The sequence below is a fragment of the Shewanella psychropiezotolerans genome (assembly GCF_007197555.1).
Lineage (GTDB): Bacteria > Pseudomonadota > Gammaproteobacteria > Enterobacterales > Shewanellaceae > Shewanella > Shewanella psychropiezotolerans.
Genome location: NZ_CP041614.1, coordinates 4906524 through 4924754, shown reverse-complemented (window position 1 = coordinate 4924754; position 18231 = coordinate 4906524). Strand labels below are relative to the sequence as shown.

The window sequence follows — 18231 nt, the reverse complement described above, 5'->3', positions numbered from 1 at the left end:
GACTCTGGCATTTTTAATTGCTAAACATTAGAAAAGATTAGCAATTAATCTTTCTTGTAGACGTCATGACAGCCTTTACAGCTCTTAGCTACCTGCATAAAAGATTGCTTCAACAATTTTTTATCGTCAGATGCCGAAGCAAGAAGTAGTGCTGCAGCATTGTCCTGTAGGGCTTTCATCTTAGAGTCAAAGTCTGACTTTTCAGTCCAGATCTTTGCTAAGGCTCCGGTCTCTCCCTGATCTGAACCTGGGATAAAACCTTCCAAAGGAAGCTTAGACAGGGCGGCAACATTTTCCGCGCGCATGGCAAAAACCTCTGAGTCAAACGGCTTCTTGCCTTTTAACATGGCACCCATATCACCGAAGTTATGTGCCATAAGGCTGAAGGCTGATTGACGGTAATGTATAGCATCATCAGCTTCTTTAAAGTTACTTGCCTGTACTGCTGTAGACAAGATGGCACTAGATACCAATGCCAAAACTGTCATTTTTAATTTTTTGTTCATTGTATTGCTCTCACGAATTTTTCTGATTATGTGATGTTCCACTCGGTATTGTATTCTGTTTTTATGTCCAGACACATGGGAAAATTCAAGGCTTTACATGTAAAGATGCAACAAGTTATGACTCATCTTCTATTGTGAGTAAATCTCGGTGTCATTTACTTGGAATGGTTTGGCTTCGGCGCATTTGTTGATACACTATTGTAATGGTAAGCCAGTACGTAGGAGAGTTTATGAGAGCAGAATGGGGATTGGTGTTAGAGAAGGTGGTGAATCACCACGATCATAATGCGCTTCTGGAGCTGTTTGAGCTGTTACTCACAGAAGATGAGCGTAGTGCGATAGCCAGTCGACTCAAGGTGTTCCAAGCCCTCCTCAAAGGTGAGTTGAGTCAACGTCAGATCGCTGGTGAATTTCAGATTAGCATAGCAACGATCACTCGTTGCTCAAATTATCTGAAGAACATGACGGCAGAGCAAAGAGATAAAATTAAGCTATTAATACTTGAATAGTCAGTCGCGGTTAAAAATTGGTAAATTCCTGACGGGAAGGCAGGCAGTGACGTCTGTTTGATGAACGTCTGACTAAGATATACAGAGAGTAAGTCATTAGCACAATACCTATAGCGGGTCCGATACCAGATGGGAACAGTTTGAACATCAGTGTGGCAAGCAAGAGGTAGATGAAGGGGTGGCATCATAGATTGAGCTAGGAAGTGTGCCAGATTTACGTTTTCTCAGGGGATCTGTGCGTCTGTTCTGTGAGCGCATAGTGTAAGTTTTTGCTCCTAAGATAAACATGACGAGGGCCGAAGCTATCGCATAGTCTTGATCTAGCATGAGCATGCTGGTAACGCCTATGGCCATATAGCTAACGGGGAGAATTTCGTACATGGGTTTGGTTAACATTAAAACAGTCCTTTGTATGAGTGGCTGCGAATCCATCGCTAATTGAATATTAGAAAGTATAGGGTAAAAAAAACCTGCAACACACTTTTAAAGTGTAACAGGTTCATATCAATTACTTATGAGGGCGAAACTTTGTATTTGCTTAACTGATAAGGGAGGTTAGCTCTTACAGCCGCAACCACCATTGCCATCACAACCCTCTTTTGCTGGCTCATCTTTTTTCTCGCTACAGCAACCGCCTTCGTGGCTATGTTCATGACCGTGATCAGAACCGCCGCAGCTACCGTGAGCATGGATATGACCGTGGGCTATCTCTTCGGCTGTGGCTTCACGAACTTCCAGGACTTCGACGCTGAAATGCAGTGACTGACCGGCTAGGGGATGGTTACCGTCGACAACGACGACATCATCTTTAATTTCTTTGACTTGAACCGGACGTTGTCCCATTTCTGTATCAGCGATGAAACGCATACCAGGAACGATATCTTCTATATCACCGAATGCACTTAAGGGCACTTCCTGGCGTAGTCCGTCATGATAAGGACCATAACCATTTTCTGCACCAACCGTTACATCCAGTTTGTCGCCTGCAACTTTACCTTCAAGTTCAGACTCTAGGCCGGGGATCATGTTTTCGGTACCATGAAGATAGACCATAGGTTCGCCATCGAAGGAATCTTCAATTAACTCACCTTTTTCATCGGTTAAACGGTAGTGGATGCTAACAGCGCTGTGTTGGGTGATTTTCATATCGCCTCCAATTCAAAATGTGCGCGCATTCTAGCGTGGTTTTTATTAGTTAGCGATGATTTGAATCAGCTTATGGTAGGAAGTTCACGATTAAAAAAGGCAGGGCTCCCCTGAGTAAAGTGAGTCTTATTGAGGACAAAAACCGAAATTGACTAATTAGTTATATTTTATGCGATAAAATTCATAGTGAAGTCAGGTGAGCATATAAGGAAAAACTGGTCATTTCACTCGTTATATCAGAATCGTTCTGGTTAAGGTGTGTTTTATCTAGTTTACTCACGATTTATTCTCAAGTGTATAATTAAATCCTTATTTAACAAAGCAATACAAAATTGTTTACGTTGTCGTAAACGTTATCTAATTAAGCTTGTTACCTTAATTATGCAAGAACTCTACTTAGACGCGGCTTATCTCGTGGGTAATAGCAGAGAATAGAATCGAACAGCATTTTTTTGATTAACTTGTTAATCAAGGGTTGACACACACCTTAAAAAAAAGCAATTCTGTAGTCACAGATTTTAAACTTTTTGGATGAGTACGTTTTTATAATGCCGAGCCTGAATTCAGTTGTAACGACCATTATTACAACCACCACGATTATTATCGTGGGGGCAGGCTGAACATACTCTAACAGAATGTAAACAACAGCCCGCTCCCATACCAAGGAGCGGGCTTTTTTGTTTCTTAAGGTAGCGTGGTACAAGGAGAAGATATGAAAGTGATGAAATTTGGTGGTACCTCGCTGGCCAATTGGCAACGATTTAACACAGCTGCAGACATAGTCGCGGATACTGCAAAGGAAGAAGCGGTAGCCGTAGTGTTATCGGCTCCGGCGACTGTGACTAACGGTTTACTTGAGATGGTCGAAGCTGCCGTGAGTGGTGGAGACTATAAAGGTGCGCTTGGAAATGTGGAGTCTGTGTTTAGTTGTCTCTATCAAGAAGCCTCTGCGGTATTACAAACATCGCAACTCGAGTCCCTTATGGAGAAGCTGGTACAGCAACTCAGTTTTTGGGATAACAAACTATTAGGTATTAGCTTACTTAAAGAGTGTCCTGACTTTGTGAGGGCTGAGATTTTAGTGGGTGGTGAGAAGCTGTCTGCTGCGCTTATGGTGCAGCTGATGAAAACTAAAGGTCTTAGCTCACAGCAACTCGTCCCTCAAGACTTACTTTTGGGCACCGGAGATCCGCTGGAATCACTGGTCGATATCGAGTCGAGTAAGGCGCGCTTCAGTCAAGTTAATTTAGATGAACATAGAGTTTGGGTGATGCCGGGCTTTACTGCCGGCGATAAGCTAGGGCGCACTGTGATCTTAGGTCGTAACGGCTCTGACTACTCCGCAGCGGTATTATCCGCTTGTATCGACGCATCCTGTTGTGAGATCTGGACAGATGTCGACGGTGTCTACAATACCGATCCCCGTGTCGTCAGCGATGCTAAACTACTTTCTCAGTTGAGTTATCAAGAGGCGATGGAGTTATCCTATTTTGGGGCTAAAGTGCTGCATCCAAAGACCATTTCTCCTATCGCTCAGTACCATATCCCTTGCTATATCCGTAATAGCTTTAACCCTAAAGCACCGGGAACCTTAGTTTCAAATGAAGCCGATAAGAGTGGGTTAAATGTCAAAGCCATCTCTAATTTAGACGCCCAAACCATGTTTGATATCTCAGGACCTGGGATGAAAGGCATGGTGGGTATGGCGAGTCGTACCTTAGGAGCTATCTCTCGTTCCGGAATTTCAATTTCATTGATCACCCAAAGCTCATCTGAATACAGCATCAGCTTCTGTATCAATACCCAGGATGCAGAAAAAGCCAAGGATTCATTAGAGCTTGAGTTTGAACTTGAGCTTAAGAGTGACATTCTTGAGCCTATCGAGATGCGCCATGATTTAGCCATAGTGTCGCTTATCGGTGACGGCATGCGCACCCATAAAGGTGTAGCCGGTAAATTCTTCCAGGCTCTCGCTCAGGCGACGGTGAACATCATAGCTATCGCCCAAGGCTCCTCTGAGCGTTCAATCTCAACCGTAATAGAGCAGCGTAAGACTAAGCATGCCATCAGTGCCTGTCATCAGAGCTTCTTCGATGTTCAGCATTATCTGGATGTATTCCTCGTGGGCTGTGGCAATGTAGGTGCCGGGCTGCTGGAACAAATTAAGCAGCAAACAGAGATGTTAAAGCAGGAGCATATCAGTATCAGAGTATGCGGAATTGCCAACTCGCGTCACATGCTACTCGATGCCAAAGGCGTTAATCTTAACGAGTGGCAGGGACTGCTCGCTGATAGTCAGACTCAATGGGATATTGAGCAGATGCTTGACTGGGCCAAAGAGGAGCAGCTGTTAAACCCGGTTTTGGTCGACTGTACTTCGAGTGAGCGTGTATCAGATCGCTATATCGATGTTATGAATGCGGGCTTGCACGTGGTAACGCCCAATAAGAAAGCGAATACCCGAGAGATCGCTTATTACCGTGGACTGCGTGAAACTGCTTTGAAACAACGTAGACAGTTTCTATATGAAACAACGGTTGGTGCCGGGCTGCCTGTTATCGATAACTTGAAGAAACTCCTGTTTGCCGGCGATAAGTTACTCAAGTTTAACGGCATATTATCCGGCTCTCTTTCATACATCTTCGGCATGTTAGATGAGGGGATGTCTCTGTCTGAGGCGACGGGAATCGCCAGAGATAAATGTTTCACTGAGCCTGATCCCCGTGACGATCTTAGTGGCATGGATGTCGCCAGAAAAGTACTGATTCTGGCTCGTGAAGTCGGCATGGATCTGGAGCTGGAAGATATTCAGATAGAGTCTGTTTTACCTGAGTCATTCGATGCCAGCGGCGATGTGGAAACCTTTATGGCTAATCTGCCCAAGTTAGATCAGCAGATCGCCCAATGGGTTGAGAAAGCCAAGAATGAAGGCAAGGTTCTACGTTATGTCGGCCAGATAGATGATGAAGGTTGCCGGGTTAAAATAGCCGAAGTGGATGCTCAAGACCCCTTATATAGCGTAAAAGGTGGCGAGAATGCCTTGGCTTTCTACAGTCGTTATTATCAGCCCATTCCATTTGTGCTCAGAGGGTATGGCGCGGGGACAGACGTGACCGCCGCTGGCGTCTTTGCCGACCTTCTCAGGACGCTGAACTGGACGCGGGAGATGAGTGCATGAGTGTGAATATTTGTAGCGCGTCAGCTTCAATGAGAAGCTGTGATATGAAATTTGGCATTATGAGCACTGATATGGGAAGTTTTATATGACTCTAACTGTATACGCCCCAGCTTCTATGGGTAACGTGGGTGTTGGATTTGACCTACTCGGCGCAGCTTTAGCGCCAATAGACGGCAGTTTGCTGGGGGACAGAGTCTCTGTCTGTTCGGCAGATACAGGCATACATCTGTCTCTTGCGGGTCACTGGGCCGATAAGCTGCCTCAAGACCCGCAGGAAAATATCGTCTACCAATGTGCCGACTTCTTTCTAAAGCAGCTAGATAGAAAGGATGGTCTGGCACTGGTGTTAGAGAAGAACCTTCCAGTGGGTAGTGGTTTAGGTTCCAGTGCCAGCTCTGTGGTTGCGGCGCTTTATGCGCTGAATGAATATTTTGATAAGCCCTATGATGAGCAAGCCTTGCTACGTCTGATGGGAGAGTTCGAGGGGAAGATCAGCGGCTCAGTTCATTATGATAATGTCGCGCCCTGTTATTTAGGTGGTATGCAGTTGATGCTGGATACGCCGTCTAAAGTGTGCGACACCATCCCCACATTCGAGAACTGGTATTGGCTTGTTGCCTATCCAGGCATCTCACTCTCGACGGCTAAGATGCGTGATCTCTTGCCAAAGCAATACGATAAAGCTGTGGCGATCGATTTCGGTCGGTATCTAAGTGCTTTTGTCCACGCTTCCTATAAGAAAGACCCTAACTTGGCTATCTCGGTACTTAAAGATGTGCTGGCCGAGCCCTACCGCGCCGCGGCGATTCCTGGCTATGAAGAGTCCAGAGCAGCCTTGGCTGAGATAGGCATGCTGACTAGTGGGATTTCAGGCAGTGGTCCGACGCTTTTCTCTGTCACAGATAACTTACAGACGGCGCAAAAAGCGCAAGCTTGGCTTGATAAAAACTATGTTAAGCAGGGGGGCTTCTCGCATATCTGTAAAATCGATGCCCAAGGGACTCGCAGAACTGACTCGTTAAACAATTTTAAGATTCAGGATTAAGGTTATCTATTATGGAACTGTACAATTTAAAACACCCTTCTCAGGTGGTGAGTTTTACTCAGGCACTTAAGCTAGGTTTAGGCAGAGACAGAGGACTATTTTTTCCAACCTCAATTCCGGTATTGGATGATGTCGACTCGCTACTGGCACTGCCGTTCGTGGCTCGATGTCAAAAAATACTGGGTGCCTGGTTAGCCTCTGAACTTGGACAAGATACCGTCGATAGTCTGGTTGAAAACGCATTTAATTTCGACCTTTCGTTAGCAAAGGTTGATGAAAATAGACACTGTTTAGAGTTATTCCATGGACCTACCTTAGCCTTCAAAGACTTTGGCGCCAGGTTTATGGCCCAATGCTTAAATGAGCTAGCTTCAGACGATAAAATTAATATCCTGACTGCCACTTCCGGCGATACCGGTGCGGCAGTTGCCGATGCTTTCTTTGGCTTAGACAAGATAAAGGTTGTTGTGCTCTATCCCAAGGGCAAAATAAGTCTGTTGCAGGAGAAGATGTTCACAACCTTAGGTGACAACATACATACTGTATCAGTGGAGTCTGATTTCGATGCCTGTCAGGCGCTGGTAAAGCAAGCATTCGAAGATAGCGATATCCGTGATGGCTTGCACCTTAATTCGGCTAATTCGATCAATATCAGTCGTCTCCTGGCCCAAATTTGTTACTACTTCGAAGCCGTGGCACAGTTTAAGCGCCAACATGATCAAGATCCCGTTATCTCTGTGCCCAGTGGTAACTTTGGTAACTTAACAGCAGGCCTGTTTGCCCAAGCCATGGGCTTACCCGTTAAACGTTTCATCGCTGCCACTAACAGCAATGACACTGTGCCGCGTTATTTAGATAAGGGTGATTGGTTACCTAATGCAACGGTCGGGACTATGTCTAATGCCATGGATGTTGCCGAGCCGAGTAACTGGCCCAGAGTCGAAGCTATCATAGAGAAGATGAACTGGTCACTGGCGGATATCTCTGGTGTGGCATTGTCAGAAGCTAATACTTCGGCAGCACTACAAGAGTTAAATGACGCGGGTTACCTGTCGGAGCCCCACGCCGCTATTGCCGCTCAGGCATTGAATATGACAATGGTAGAAGGTGAGAAAGGGATCTTTTTAGGTACCGCTCACCCGGCTAAATTTAAAGATGTTGTCGATAGTGAACTCGACATTAATTTACCTCTGCCCCCCGAGTTAGCGGCAGTCGCCAATAAAGAGATCTTGTCAGTCACCTTAGATGACAATTTTGCCGATCTGAAGGCTCATCTATTTAAGGTGTTATAAACCTGACTCGCTGAAACATAAACTAAAAGAGGGCATTAGCCCTTTTTTTATGTGAATTACAATTGTTTTTATCATGTGTTACTTGTGGTTTTTAAGTGCTTTAGCATGCGCTAACGATCCGTTTATGTACTCGTGACTCCTTAGTAGTTACCCGTGTATCACCTTGTAACCAGCCGTTGGTTTTTAGTGTGATCTGGATCACGATTTTGCTGGGTGAATTTTTATATCTTGCGCCACAGTTTATCCAAAAGGTTTTCTACGGTGTTAAAATTTATAACTGCTTTGCTTGCCAGCTGTCTCCTCATTGGTTGCGCCACTTCAGATGATCAACAAGAGTTTTACTACCGAATTAATGAAGCTTACGATTTTGAAGTCACACACTGCGATAGTTTTGCCATGGCCAGAGGCAAGGGAAGAGGCGAGTTTGCATTAAGAGATGCAAAAAAGCAGGCGATGAGTTACGGCGAGAAGATTGGCGGCACCCATATTGTTTGGCTACAGGTCGATGAAGGAGAGGAGACCAAAGTAGTGGCTGTTATCTATAAATGTCTGCAGTAGCTAATCTTGGCTTAAACTGCGTAGCCAGTTTATCTCCTGAGGCCAAATATCGGCGTTAATCGTTTCTAACACCATAGGGATCCTCTTAGTCGCGGGGTGGTTCATGATAAAGCCAAAGGCGGCTTGGCCAATATGACCTAATCCCAGCGACTCATGTCTGTCGACTCTACTGTTCAGCGGCGTCTTACTGTCATTTAAGTGCATAGCCTTTAAGTATTTATCGCCCACAATATCATCGAACAGTTTAAAGCTGTGTTGGCAGGCCTCTTCTGTGGTTAGATCATAGCCGGCGGCAAACATGTGACAGGTATCGAGACAGATCCCCACCCGAGTCTTGTCTTCGACACCTTCTATAATTCGAGCTAACTGCTCAAAGCTGTGGCCTAAATTTGACCCTTGTCCCGCGGTATTTTCAATCACGGCTGTTACCTTGCTACTTCTCTCCAGTGCCATATTGATAGAGTCGCTGATACGAGATAAACATTCATCTATCTCGATTTTTCTGAGATGGCTGCCAGGATGGAAGTTCAGTAGCGTCAGCCCCATCTGTTCACATCTTTGCATCTCTTCAAAGAATGCCAGCCTGGACTTCTCCAATTGCTCTGCATCAGGATGCCCGAGGTTGATTAAGTAACTGTCGTGGGGGAGTATACCGTCACTGGATATATTGGCTTCTAAGCAATTGTGTTTGAAGGTTTCTATCTGATCTTGAGTTAGCGGAGCCGCCTGCCACCTCCGTTGGTTCTTAGTGAATAGTGCAAAGGCGTTGGCGTCTATTTTTTTTGCATTTATAGGTGCATTTTGTATGCCCCCAGCGGCACTCACATGAGCACCAATCCACCTTGAATCTGTCATAAATCTGGGCCTTTTCGTTGAGCAGAAAGAATTAGTTACAAGCTTTGTCACTTATATTGTCGCGAATCATCCAAGTTTAACTATGCTTTATTTAATTCTGCTACTTGAATTATTTTCATAAAATGAAGCAGCACTAACTTCATGGATGATGGGGAACGGACTCTACAGTGTTTAAAGAATTCTCTCAAACTGATATTAATCCCTTTTGGCCAAGACTCTTGGCCGAGCTCGGAAAATTACAAGCAAATTTCATTAATGGTGAAGACATACTCCTGCCTCTGTGCCGTATTTTGGCAGAAGTCAGCCAATCTCAAGCGGTACTGATTATTCCTAAAGACTCACTGCAATGTGACGATATGCCTGCTTCTGCTACATGCTGGTGTCGAGATCCCGTTCGATATCTAACCCTATGGAAAGAGGCAAAAGCTTGGCCGTTTTTCAATCAGGAACCTATGGTTCATCGTTGGCAGTCTTTCGTTATCTGGCCTGCAAAGCGAGTCAATATACAGATCTTTTTTCATTCATCCAGCGATCAATGGCTGTCATTTCTATTAAGTTCAAGTGAGCTCTTGTCCGATATTATTATGGGAATGTTGGTACAGCAGACTCTTGAGTGGCAACAGAGAGCGAGAGACAGAGGCGTTCACTCTGTAGATAGTGAGATGTTCCAATCAATAGTCAGTAACAGTGAAGACCTGATTTTAGTCGCTAGTCGTTCGCCATTTGGAGTGCCAAGTATCATGTACGCCAACGCTGCAGCGACCAGCATCAGCCACTACCCACGCAGCCAGCTTATAGGCAAACCCATCACACTGTTATTTCAAGAAGAGCTGAATCAATCCGCTGCTGGTGGTCAAGATAGTGAGCTGCTACAAGCGATTAATACGCGTCGAGAGTTTGATGGAGAGCTCATCTGTAGTAAGGCCGATAACGAAACTGCGGTGCTACATATGCACCTGGTCGCGTTGGAGGAGCACAGTGAGCATGGTAGCCTGTTTGCGCTAGTAGGCAGAGATATTACCGAGCATAAGCAACTTCAGCAGATCATGGCACGCACCCAAAAAATGCAGGCCATGGGACAGTTAGTCGGTGGTATTGCTCATGATTTTAATAATATTCTCGGAGTATTGAAGGGTAATCTGGAGTTAATGGAGCTTAAAACCAGTGAAGAGAAAATTTCCCGTTATCTTGCCACTGCCTTCAAAGCATGCCAAAGAGGGACAGACCTGACCAGACGTTTACTGCAGTTTTCCAGGCAGGAACAATTCAGTGCCAACTTGTATCAGGTCAATGATGTGATTCAAGGTATCGAGGAACTGATAGGTAAATCCTTAACCACGCAGATCTCTCTGATCTTAGAGCCTGGGCAAGAGCTGGATGAAATTCTTGTCGATCGTGGCGATCTGGAAGATGCGCTATTGAACCTTGTTTTAAATGCCAGAGATGCGATGGGAGGAGAGGGGGAGATAACCATACGTTGTGGTAGAGAGTCACTGGCTGGGTTTCTGCCAGGTTTAACTGGTCGTCCAATGGTGGAAGCGGGCCAATACATCACTGTGTCTGTATTAGATACAGGAACTGGTATTGCTCCCCATCTATTAGATAAAATCTTCGAGCCTTTCTTCACAACGAAAGACAAGAGCAATGGCACTGGGCTTGGGCTCTCTATGGTTTATGGTTTTGTGAAGCGCTCTAATGGCTATATGAGCGTCATAGAATCAGACTGTTATGGCACTGAATTCAGACTCTGGTTCCCTGTTGCTAAACAGAAGAGGCGGCAGGCGCTAGGCGTGGTAGTGAGACCCGAGGCGCCTAAGGTCGCTCAGAGGCTTAAAGTTTTGATTGTCGATGATGAAGTCGATCTACTGAGTGTCCTACAAGATTATTGCGAGATCTTGGGCATGGAAGTTGAAGCGTATTCCGATCCTTTAGTCGTAAGGGAAAAATATAAAGAAGGGCTTAATGGAATTGAATTATTGATCACCGATGTACTCATGCCAGGGGGGATTAATGGTTATGAGTTGGCTAAAGAACTCTGCGCTAAGGAGGATATTCCTGTGCTGCTGATCTCTGGGTTTATTGGTGATATCGGCATTAGCAGTAACGAGGATATGCCCTATCTGGTGTTGCATAAACCTTTCGCTATCGATGGTTTAGTGCAGGCTCTGCAACAGGTTGGTATCAACTTTTCTCAGTAGAGATAGATTGAGTTCAATACATAGCGATAAATGACTCAGGGTCATCAGAGTCTATTTAGAGCTAACACAAGGATGCATAGGTATGAATCAAGTGGATCAAGTTAGTGTTAATGGCTTTGACGTCATTTCAACCTACATTGGCTGCTATTTGAGAGGGATTTTGTGATGGAAGAGATATTAGTATGGGTCGTGGATGATGATGAAGATTATTGTGAGCTGATTCAGGAAGTACTTAATGATCATTATCAGGTTGCAGTATTCCATGAGGCGAGTACATATCGCGAATCTTTAATTGATATCACACCAGATCTAGTGTTGATGGATATTAATCTTCCCGATGTGAGTGGTATCGAACTTTGTCAGCAACTCACAGAGTCAGGCAAAGACAGTGCGGTGATCTTTGTCTCTGGGATGAATACCTTAGAGGAGAGGCTGAGAGCCTACGACGTTAGCGCTGTGGACTTTATTGCCAAGCCTTTTGAGATAAAAGAATTACTGGCTAAAGTGCAGGCTGTAGCTTCCTATCAGTCAAAGAGGCGTTCACTTGTTCAGGCTGAATCTATGTCGAGGAATATGGCGTTTCAGTCTATGACTGAGTCGTCTCAATATGGCGCTGTTTTACAGTTTTTTAGGCAATGTTTCTTATGCCAGGATTATCAGAGTCTGGCCGATGCCTTCTTTGACTTGATGCAACAACTCAATCTAAATACTTGTCTGGAAATAAGAGATGATGAGGTGCATTACTTTGCCCCTCAGCATGCCGAAATCAGTCCGATTGAGGCAAATATACTAGAGTTACTCGATAAGCATGGTCGTTTATATGATTTTGGAAATCGCACTATCTGTAATGATAAACATGTCTCCTTCTTGATAAAGAATATGCCGGTGGATGATGAAGTTCTCTATGGACGGCTCAGGGACATCATTGCGGTTATTGTCGAGGGCTTAGAGGCGAGAGTGATGGATATAGGTCGCCAACAGACATTGCAGCATGTATTTGTGGAGATCCAAAGCTTGCTAGGCAAGATCAATGGCGCAATCTTAGAACATGATGAGAAGTTCAGTGCAGCATTAACAGGTATGACAACCGAGATCCGCAGTAGCTTCCATGTACTTGATATGACAGAGGAGCAGGAGCATTACTTTGCCACCTTGCTGGAGCGAAATTTAAAGGAAGCCAATTCGGCTGGAGATGCCTTCTATCGTTTACAAGGCTCGTTAAAGACGGTGAAGAATTATGTTGAATCCAGTGTTGCCCCATAGAGAAATAATAATGACTCTTTGATTTAATTAATTTAAATAGTTCTTGTTTCGTTGATCTTAATCAGAACTCCTTAACAATCACCTTTGATATATTGGGCGTAATTTCATCTATTTACTATTATTGTATATATAAGGTATTCGGATTATGGAGACAACTATGCTTGCAAGGCTTAATCATGATCATAAGCATATCACGATATTACTCAATATTCTGAAGGTGAAGCACAACAGGTTAGCTCAGGGGGAAGCGGTTAACTTTAATCTTATCAGGGATGTTGTTGAGTATATGCAGAGTTATGCCGAGCATAGCCATCACCCCTTAGAAGATATCATCTATAGCTACTATTTAAAGAAAACAGCTCAGACGGGGACTAAAAAGCTTGCTGAACAACATCAAGGATTAGTTGATGCCTCGGCATCTCTAATGGCATCATTAAATCTCATCTTGAGTGATGTTGTGGTGTCTAGAGAGCAGCTTGTACTGGATCTTAAGGCATACGTTATCTTGCAAGAAGATCATATGCTGTTTGAAGAAAGAGATATTTTTCCTCGATGGGCGGAGGTGATAGATCAAACTGATTGGCAGGAGATACAAGCCCTATGCTCACTGAAACTCATCGATGACCCGCTATTTAGTGATAATGATAATGCGTTATTCGAGGAGTTAAGAGAATACATCACTAGAGATGAGTAGAAGCTTAGTTTTTTGTTCCTAGGGTTCTAGGATAAAAAGAGCGCTAATGCGCTCTTTTTATTTGATGATTTTACATCAGGAGGTTGTCTAACTCACCATCGAAGTTGCTATCTATGTCTTGCAGTTCTTTGAGTAAACGGTGCTTCTCTTGCAGTGCCTCAATTTCACGCCATTTGCGTTTCTTGTTGGAGCTTCTCGAGCGGCTTGGTCTTTCTATCACTGTATCTAGCGCACTACCATAATCGAGTCGATTCATGGTGACCTCCTGTTGTTGTATTTCTGTTCAATCAAATAAATACCACACTTTTAAAATAGTGTGCAAGATAAATGTTTCACTTCTGTTAACGTTCGGTGAAGTTTTTATGGCGTGAAAGGTGATGATCTTGCGCTAAGTACAAAGAATATTTGCAGTATTTAGAGATATGAACTACGGAATAAAAAAAAGCCAGTGTAAACTGGCTTTTTTTATTGTGAGAGCTTTTTAGCGTGATCTAGAGAGATTGTTGCCTGAACATATTGATAAGGCCATTACTTGAACTGTCCAGTTCACTTGCATCTTTCTCTGCTCCGAGTCTGGCTAAAACATCATTGCCTAATGTTTTACCTAGCTCGACACCCCATTGATCGAATGAGTTGATGTTCCAAATTGCGCCCTGAACGAAGGTTCTGTGTTCATAGAGTGCGATTAGGGAGCCTAGAGTTCCAGGCGTCAGCTTGTCCATTAATAGGGTATTGCTTGGCTTGTTACCTTGCATCTCTTTATGCTTGGCTATGGTACTCTTTTCATCATTCGAAAGCGCACTGGCTTCAAGTTCTGCTAAGGCTTCTTCATAAGAACGCCCTTGCATCAGTGCTTGGGTTTGACCAAAACAGTTTGATGCGAGTTGGATGTGGTGCTCTCCTAACGGATTATGACTCTTGAGAGGCATAATAAAGTCGGCAGGAATGAGCGCAGTACCTTGATGCAATAACTGGTGATAGGCGTGTTGACCGTTAGTGCCCTCACCGCCCCAGATAACTGGCCCTGTGCTGAAATCGGCACGAGTGCCATCTAAGGTGACTGACTTACCGTTACTCTCCATGTCCAGCTGCTGGAAATATGCGGGAAGTCCTCTCAGATAATGATCATAGGTCAATACCACATGGGACTGAGCATCATGGAAGTTGCCGTACAGTAGTGAAAATAGTCCCATAATCACAGGCATATTTTCCGATAGCGGCGCGTTGGCAAAATGCTTATCCATCTCATGAGCACCGTCAAGCAGTTCACGGAAGTTATCCATGCCTATCATCAATGCTATGGGCAAACCTATGGCTGACCAGAGTGAATAACGACCACCAACCCAATCCCACATAGGGAAGATATTATCGGCATCGATACCGAACTCTGTCGCCTTTGCTACATTGGAGGTGACGGCAACAAAATGTTGAGCGATATCCTCTTGACTCGCCCCATTGCTCATAAACCAATCTTTAGCACTTAAGGTGTTAGTTAAGGTTTCTTGAGTACTGAAAGACTTAGATGACATGATAAACAATGTGGTTTCAGCATCGAGAATTTTAAGTTTCTCGGTGATGGATGTGCCATCCACATTACCCACGAAGTGGCAATTGAGCGCTTTATTCCAGTAAGGTCTGAGCGCTTGAGACACTATCTTAGGACCTAAGAAGGAACCGCCGATACCGATACTGACGATATCTGTGATCGACTTGCCAGTGTAACCTTTCCAGCTTCCGGAAGTGATTGCAGTGACAAATGTCGCCATTTGAGCTTGAGTCTGCTGAACTTCTTCGACGATATTTATACCGTCTAGAATTATCTTTTGTTCAGGCTTAGCGCGCAGTGCGGTATGTAGCACTGCACGTTTTTCGGTGGTGTTGATCAAATCACCGTCAAACATAGCCTTGATTTTTGACACTAGCTTAGTCTCGTCTGCAAGCTTGAATAGTAGAGATAAGGTCTCACTATTCGCCCTGTTTTTGGAGTAATCCAAAAACAGGCCACAAGCTGATGTCGACATAGTGTCGAATCTGAGTCTATCTTCTTCAAAAAGCACTCTCATATGAGGCAAGGTCTTGGTATGAGCCTTTAGCTCATACCAAGTCTGACTCTGGGTTAGCTCTGTCATCCAGTCTTACTCCTTAAGAGGCCAGTTTCTCTTTCAGCATCACTTCGAGCTTACCTTGGTCGATAGCGAAGTTTCTGATGCCTTCGGCAAGTTTCTGAACTGCCATAGGATCTTCGTTAAATGCCCAGCGGAATTGTGCTTCTGTGAGTGGCTCACCTGGTGCAACTGATGACTCTACAGGAACAAGTTTACGCACAACTTGAGCCTGTGAATTTGCCATATCTTCGAGCAGTGCTGGACCTATTGTTAGACGGTCACAGCCCGCAAGCTCAAGGATTTCGCCTGTGTTGCGGAAGCTGGCGCCCATGACGACAGTGTTGAAGCCATGGCTTTTGTAATAGTTGTAGATTTCGGTAACCGAAACTACACCTGGGTCTTCACTAGCACTGTAATCCTGACCTGTGTCTTTCTTATACCAGTCTAAGATTCTGCCGACAAACGGTGAGATAAGGTAAACACCGGCTTCAGCACAAGCACGGGCCTGAGCAAAGCAAAATAGTAGAGTTAGGTTACAGTTAATACCTTCTTGCTCTAGCTGCTTAGCGGCGCATATGCCTTCCCAAGTGGAAGCTAGCTTGATCAGAATACGTGACTTATCTATGCCAGCTTCTTGATACAGTTTAATCAGCTTATGGGCTTTTTCGATCGAACCGGCTTGGTCGAAAGAGAGCCTTGCGTCAACTTCAGTGGAGATACGACCAGGAACGATCTTTAAGATCTCTACGCCAATATTGACCGCAAGCTTGTCACCTGCATCTTCGATCTGTTGCTCAATGACATCACTTTGTGATTTAGCCCAAGTGATAGCGTTGTCGATTAGATGGCCATAATCTGGGATCTGGGCTGCTTTTAAAATGAGAGACGGGTTGGTCGTCGCGTCTTGTGGTTGGTAACGCTTGATGGCCTCAATGTCACCAGTATCGGCGACTATGGTGGTAAAAGATTTCAATTGCTCGAGTGTATTAGCCATAAAAATAACATCCTTCTTAAGAAGCAGCTTAAGGTTTGTGATTGCTTGAGAGTATTAGAAGCGATTTTGATGATATTTCCAACCGTAAATGAAAAAAAATTACAGGAAAGTTGTAAAATATCAGTAAAAGCGCTTTTTACTAACCCATTTACCCTAAATTTTAGTCAAAAATAGGTAGGGGAGAGTATAGCGTGTCAGGTGATTTTGAGTATAGGTAAAATCCCGCTTTACCATTATACCATTCCATATAAGTATCTGGTCAGTTCAGAGACTCTCAGTTTTTTCAATTCAAGGCGCATTGATGAGGAAATGGTTATTCCCTTTTAAGTCAATGCAACAGCGAAGTGGAAACTCTGAGGGCCTCACGCAGTGCGGGTTTCAAAGCCCTTTATGCTACGTTGAATGTTCTCGATATACGACTGCATGGATGCAGGAGGTAGAGCAACGCAGGAGCTTGTTGCCGAGAATAACTATTAGCTTCAAACATCCGCCTTGCCTACAGTGCTTTGAACTCCCGCTGAATGATCAGATACTTACTCGGAATGGTATTACAGCATGATTACACTCTGGACAGAATGAGTGAAAAATTCGTACTGATACCAATTGGCCTTAGTATCATGAGTGGCATTATTTAGATTGTTCTTGCATCATAAAAAAATCGCTGCACCAGGCAGCGATTTTTATGTATCGACAAGAGAGAGTGATTACTTGATCAGTGCTTCTCTTTTTACGCCAGTGACGTGAGCTTCGATACGACGGTTAGCCTTGTTTGCTTCGACGCTATTACCTTGGATAACAGGTTGTGTGATACCGAAACCTTTAGCTTCTACGCGATCTTGGCTAATGCCATACTTCTCGACAAGAATCTTAGCAACGGCGTTCGCACGCTTGTCCGATATGGTCATGTTGTAGTCGGCTCTACCTACATCAGAAGCGTGACCCGAAATCAACACTGTCGATTTAGGATTCTTGTTCATGTATGTTGCCAGCTTTTCAATGCGCTCAAAAGACTCAGTCTTTACCACAGATGAGTTATTCGCGAACTGAATAGAACCTACATCACGCTGCTCGGTAGTCTCAATGTAAACAGTACAGCCTTTCGCATCAACCTTGTGATTGACTGGAGTGTCTGGACACTGATCCATATCATCGGTGACGCCATCATTATCTGAGTCAATAGGAGCTAGAACCAATGGAGCAACAACGGCGGGTGCTGGAGTACCGAAACGGTAGCTAAGCTCAAGGCCCCAGTAGTTGCTTTCCATGGCCAGTGTGTTCCACTTGTCTTCATCTAAGTTCTCATAACGACGATACTTAGCCTGAAGTTTCAAGTTTTCGGTGATGTTATATCCGATACCTGCGCCAATGTATGGTGCAATACCGCTGTCACTGTAATACTCACTGCCATATTCTTTATTGTTCGACAGTATGTAATTCATCGCACCGGCTTCAGCCGATAGGCTCCAGCGGTCAGCGATTGGCCAGAAGCCGACAACACCTAAGGTTAATCCTTTAGCGCCAACATCATTCATCTTGTTGGCGTAATCGACCCACTCGGCACGTCCAAGATCACGGTAGCCTAATTCAACGCCGAAATAGTCGTTGAAAAGGTAACCACCAAACACATCCCATGCGTAAGGATCATCTTTGCCACAGCTCTTCATGGTCTTCATGTCGCAGTTTGGCTCGTAATTGTTTACGCCAAGACCGCCACCGACATACCAAGGAGTGAGTTCTTGTGCCGCGTTAGCAGCGAAAGGGAGCATTGAAGTCAGCAGAATAGCTTTCAATGTATTGTTCATCATTTCAAATCCTTTGTTATTTATCTTTCCCCAATGCTGTTCCACCTGGAGGTGAAACACTGCCAGCACTTTGAGAGGGGATTCCT

General features: G+C 44.5%; 15 protein-coding genes and 1 pseudogene. 8 read left to right on the top strand and 8 right to left on the bottom strand.

Annotated elements, in window-relative coordinates:
- Positions 1-44: 44 nt before the first annotated feature.
- Complete coding sequence (locus FM037_RS21525) at positions 45-506, bottom strand: c-type cytochrome (RefSeq protein WP_144047698.1); 462 nt, start codon at positions 504-506, stop codon at positions 45-47.
- A 230-nt stretch (positions 507-736) separates the two neighbouring features.
- On the opposite strand from FM037_RS21525, the gene trpR reads away from it, so the two are divergent.
- Positions 737-1015, top strand: coding sequence for a trp operon repressor (gene trpR / locus FM037_RS21520; protein WP_144047697.1), 279 nt, complete (start codon positions 737-739; stop codon positions 1013-1015).
- A gap of 10 nt (positions 1016-1025) precedes the next feature.
- On the opposite strand, the pseudogene FM037_RS21515 reads toward trpR, so the two are convergent.
- A pseudogene (locus FM037_RS21515) lies at positions 1026-1411 on the bottom strand (hypothetical protein).
- Positions 1412-1570: 159 nt separating this feature from the next.
- The gene (gene slyD / locus FM037_RS21510) at positions 1571-2161 is read right to left on the bottom strand and encodes a peptidylprolyl isomerase (protein ID WP_144047696.1); all 591 of its coding nucleotides are present in this window, start codon (positions 2159-2161) and stop codon (positions 1571-1573) included.
- A 712-nt stretch (positions 2162-2873) separates the two neighbouring features.
- Here slyD and thrA point away from each other — a divergent pair.
- The 4 genes from thrA (at position 2874) to FM037_RS21490 (ending at position 8234) form a co-directional block, all read left to right on the top strand.
- Positions 2874-5339, top strand: coding sequence for a bifunctional aspartate kinase/homoserine dehydrogenase I (gene thrA / locus FM037_RS21505; RefSeq protein ID WP_144047695.1), 2466 nt, complete (start codon positions 2874-2876; stop codon positions 5337-5339).
- 85 nt (positions 5340-5424) lie between these two features.
- Positions 5425-6384 carry a homoserine kinase gene (gene thrB / locus FM037_RS21500; protein WP_144047694.1) on the top strand — a complete coding sequence of 320 codons (960 nt, stop codon included), beginning with the start codon at positions 5425-5427 and terminating at the stop codon, positions 6382-6384.
- Positions 6385-6395: 11 nt separating this feature from the next.
- Positions 6396-7676, top strand: a complete 1281-nt coding sequence (thrC, locus tag FM037_RS21495) for a threonine synthase (RefSeq protein WP_144047693.1) — start codon at positions 6396-6398, stop codon at positions 7674-7676.
- A 261-nt stretch (positions 7677-7937) separates the two neighbouring features.
- Positions 7938-8234 (top strand): hypothetical protein, encoded by a 297-nt coding sequence (locus FM037_RS21490; protein ID WP_144047692.1) that lies wholly within the window; start codon positions 7938-7940, stop codon positions 8232-8234.
- Here the strand turns inward: FM037_RS21490 and nfo are convergent, their stop codons facing one another.
- Positions 8235-9089 carry a deoxyribonuclease IV gene (gene nfo / locus FM037_RS21485; protein WP_144047691.1) on the bottom strand — a complete coding sequence of 285 codons (855 nt, stop codon included), beginning with the start codon at positions 9087-9089 and terminating at the stop codon, positions 8235-8237.
- A gap of 167 nt (positions 9090-9256) precedes the next feature.
- Here nfo and FM037_RS21480 point away from each other — a divergent pair, with 167 nt between their 5' ends.
- The 3 genes from FM037_RS21480 to FM037_RS21470 all read left to right on the top strand — a co-directional run bounded on the left by FM037_RS21480 (position 9257) and on the right by FM037_RS21470 (position 13244).
- Positions 9257-11287, top strand: a complete 2031-nt coding sequence (locus tag FM037_RS21480) for a hybrid sensor histidine kinase/response regulator (RefSeq protein WP_144047690.1) — start codon at positions 9257-9259, stop codon at positions 11285-11287.
- 165 nt (positions 11288-11452) lie between these two features.
- Positions 11453-12550, top strand: a complete 1098-nt coding sequence (locus tag FM037_RS21475) for a response regulator transcription factor (RefSeq protein ID WP_144047689.1) — start codon at positions 11453-11455, stop codon at positions 12548-12550.
- A gap of 145 nt (positions 12551-12695) precedes the next feature.
- Complete coding sequence (locus FM037_RS21470) at positions 12696-13244, top strand: hemerythrin domain-containing protein (protein ID WP_229380974.1); 549 nt, start codon at positions 12696-12698, stop codon at positions 13242-13244.
- A 70-nt stretch (positions 13245-13314) separates the two neighbouring features.
- Here FM037_RS21470 and FM037_RS21465 read toward each other — a convergent pair whose 3' ends face one another.
- The 4 genes from FM037_RS21465 to FM037_RS21450 all read right to left on the bottom strand — a co-directional run bounded on the left by FM037_RS21465 (position 13315) and on the right by FM037_RS21450 (position 18148).
- On the bottom strand, positions 13315-13500 hold the full coding sequence (locus FM037_RS21465) for a DUF3545 family protein (protein WP_144047688.1): 186 nt from the start codon (positions 13498-13500) through the stop codon (positions 13315-13317).
- A 235-nt stretch (positions 13501-13735) separates the two neighbouring features.
- A complete protein-coding gene (gene pgi / locus FM037_RS21460; protein ID WP_144047687.1) occupies positions 13736-15373 on the bottom strand; it encodes a glucose-6-phosphate isomerase in 1638 nt (545 codons plus the stop codon).
- A gap of 13 nt (positions 15374-15386) precedes the next feature.
- Positions 15387-16343 carry a transaldolase gene (gene tal, locus FM037_RS21455; RefSeq protein ID WP_144047686.1) on the bottom strand — a complete coding sequence of 319 codons (957 nt, stop codon included), beginning with the start codon at positions 16341-16343 and terminating at the stop codon, positions 15387-15389.
- A 704-nt stretch (positions 16344-17047) separates the two neighbouring features.
- A complete protein-coding gene (locus FM037_RS21450; protein WP_144047685.1) occupies positions 17048-18148 on the bottom strand; it encodes an OmpA family protein in 1101 nt (366 codons plus the stop codon).
- Between the last annotated feature and the right edge of the window lie 83 nt (positions 18149-18231).

Excerpts from the sequence above, each read along its gene's own strand:
- FM037_RS21525 (WP_144047698.1), bottom strand. The coding sequence starts at position 506 with ATGAACAAAAAATTAAAAATGACAGTTTTGGCATTGGTATCTAGTGCC.
- FM037_RS21465 (WP_144047688.1), bottom strand. The coding sequence starts at position 13,500 with ATGAATCGACTCGATTATGGTAGTGCGCTAGATACAGTGATAGAAAGA.
- pgi (WP_144047687.1), bottom strand. The coding sequence starts at position 15,373 with ATGACAGAGCTAACCCAGAGTCAGACTTGGTATGAGCTAAAGGCTCAT.
- FM037_RS21475 (WP_144047689.1), top strand. The coding sequence starts at position 11,453 with ATGGAAGAGATATTAGTATGGGTCGTGGATGATGATGAAGATTATTGT.
- FM037_RS21450 (WP_144047685.1), bottom strand. The coding sequence starts at position 18,148 with ATGATGAACAATACATTGAAAGCTATTCTGCTGACTTCAATGCTCCCT.
- thrC (WP_144047693.1), top strand. The coding sequence starts at position 6,396 with ATGGAACTGTACAATTTAAAACACCCTTCTCAGGTGGTGAGTTTTACT.
- tal (WP_144047686.1), bottom strand. The coding sequence starts at position 16,343 with ATGGCTAATACACTCGAGCAATTGAAATCTTTTACCACCATAGTCGCC.
- thrB (WP_144047694.1), top strand. The coding sequence starts at position 5,425 with ATGACTCTAACTGTATACGCCCCAGCTTCTATGGGTAACGTGGGTGTT.
- thrA (WP_144047695.1), top strand. The coding sequence starts at position 2,874 with ATGAAAGTGATGAAATTTGGTGGTACCTCGCTGGCCAATTGGCAACGA.
- trpR (WP_144047697.1), top strand. The coding sequence starts at position 737 with ATGAGAGCAGAATGGGGATTGGTGTTAGAGAAGGTGGTGAATCACCAC.
- slyD (WP_144047696.1), bottom strand. The coding sequence starts at position 2,161 with ATGAAAATCACCCAACACAGCGCTGTTAGCATCCACTACCGTTTAACC.
- nfo (WP_144047691.1), bottom strand. The coding sequence starts at position 9,089 with ATGACAGATTCAAGGTGGATTGGTGCTCATGTGAGTGCCGCTGGGGGC.
- FM037_RS21470 (WP_229380974.1), top strand. The coding sequence starts at position 12,696 with ATGGAGACAACTATGCTTGCAAGGCTTAATCATGATCATAAGCATATC.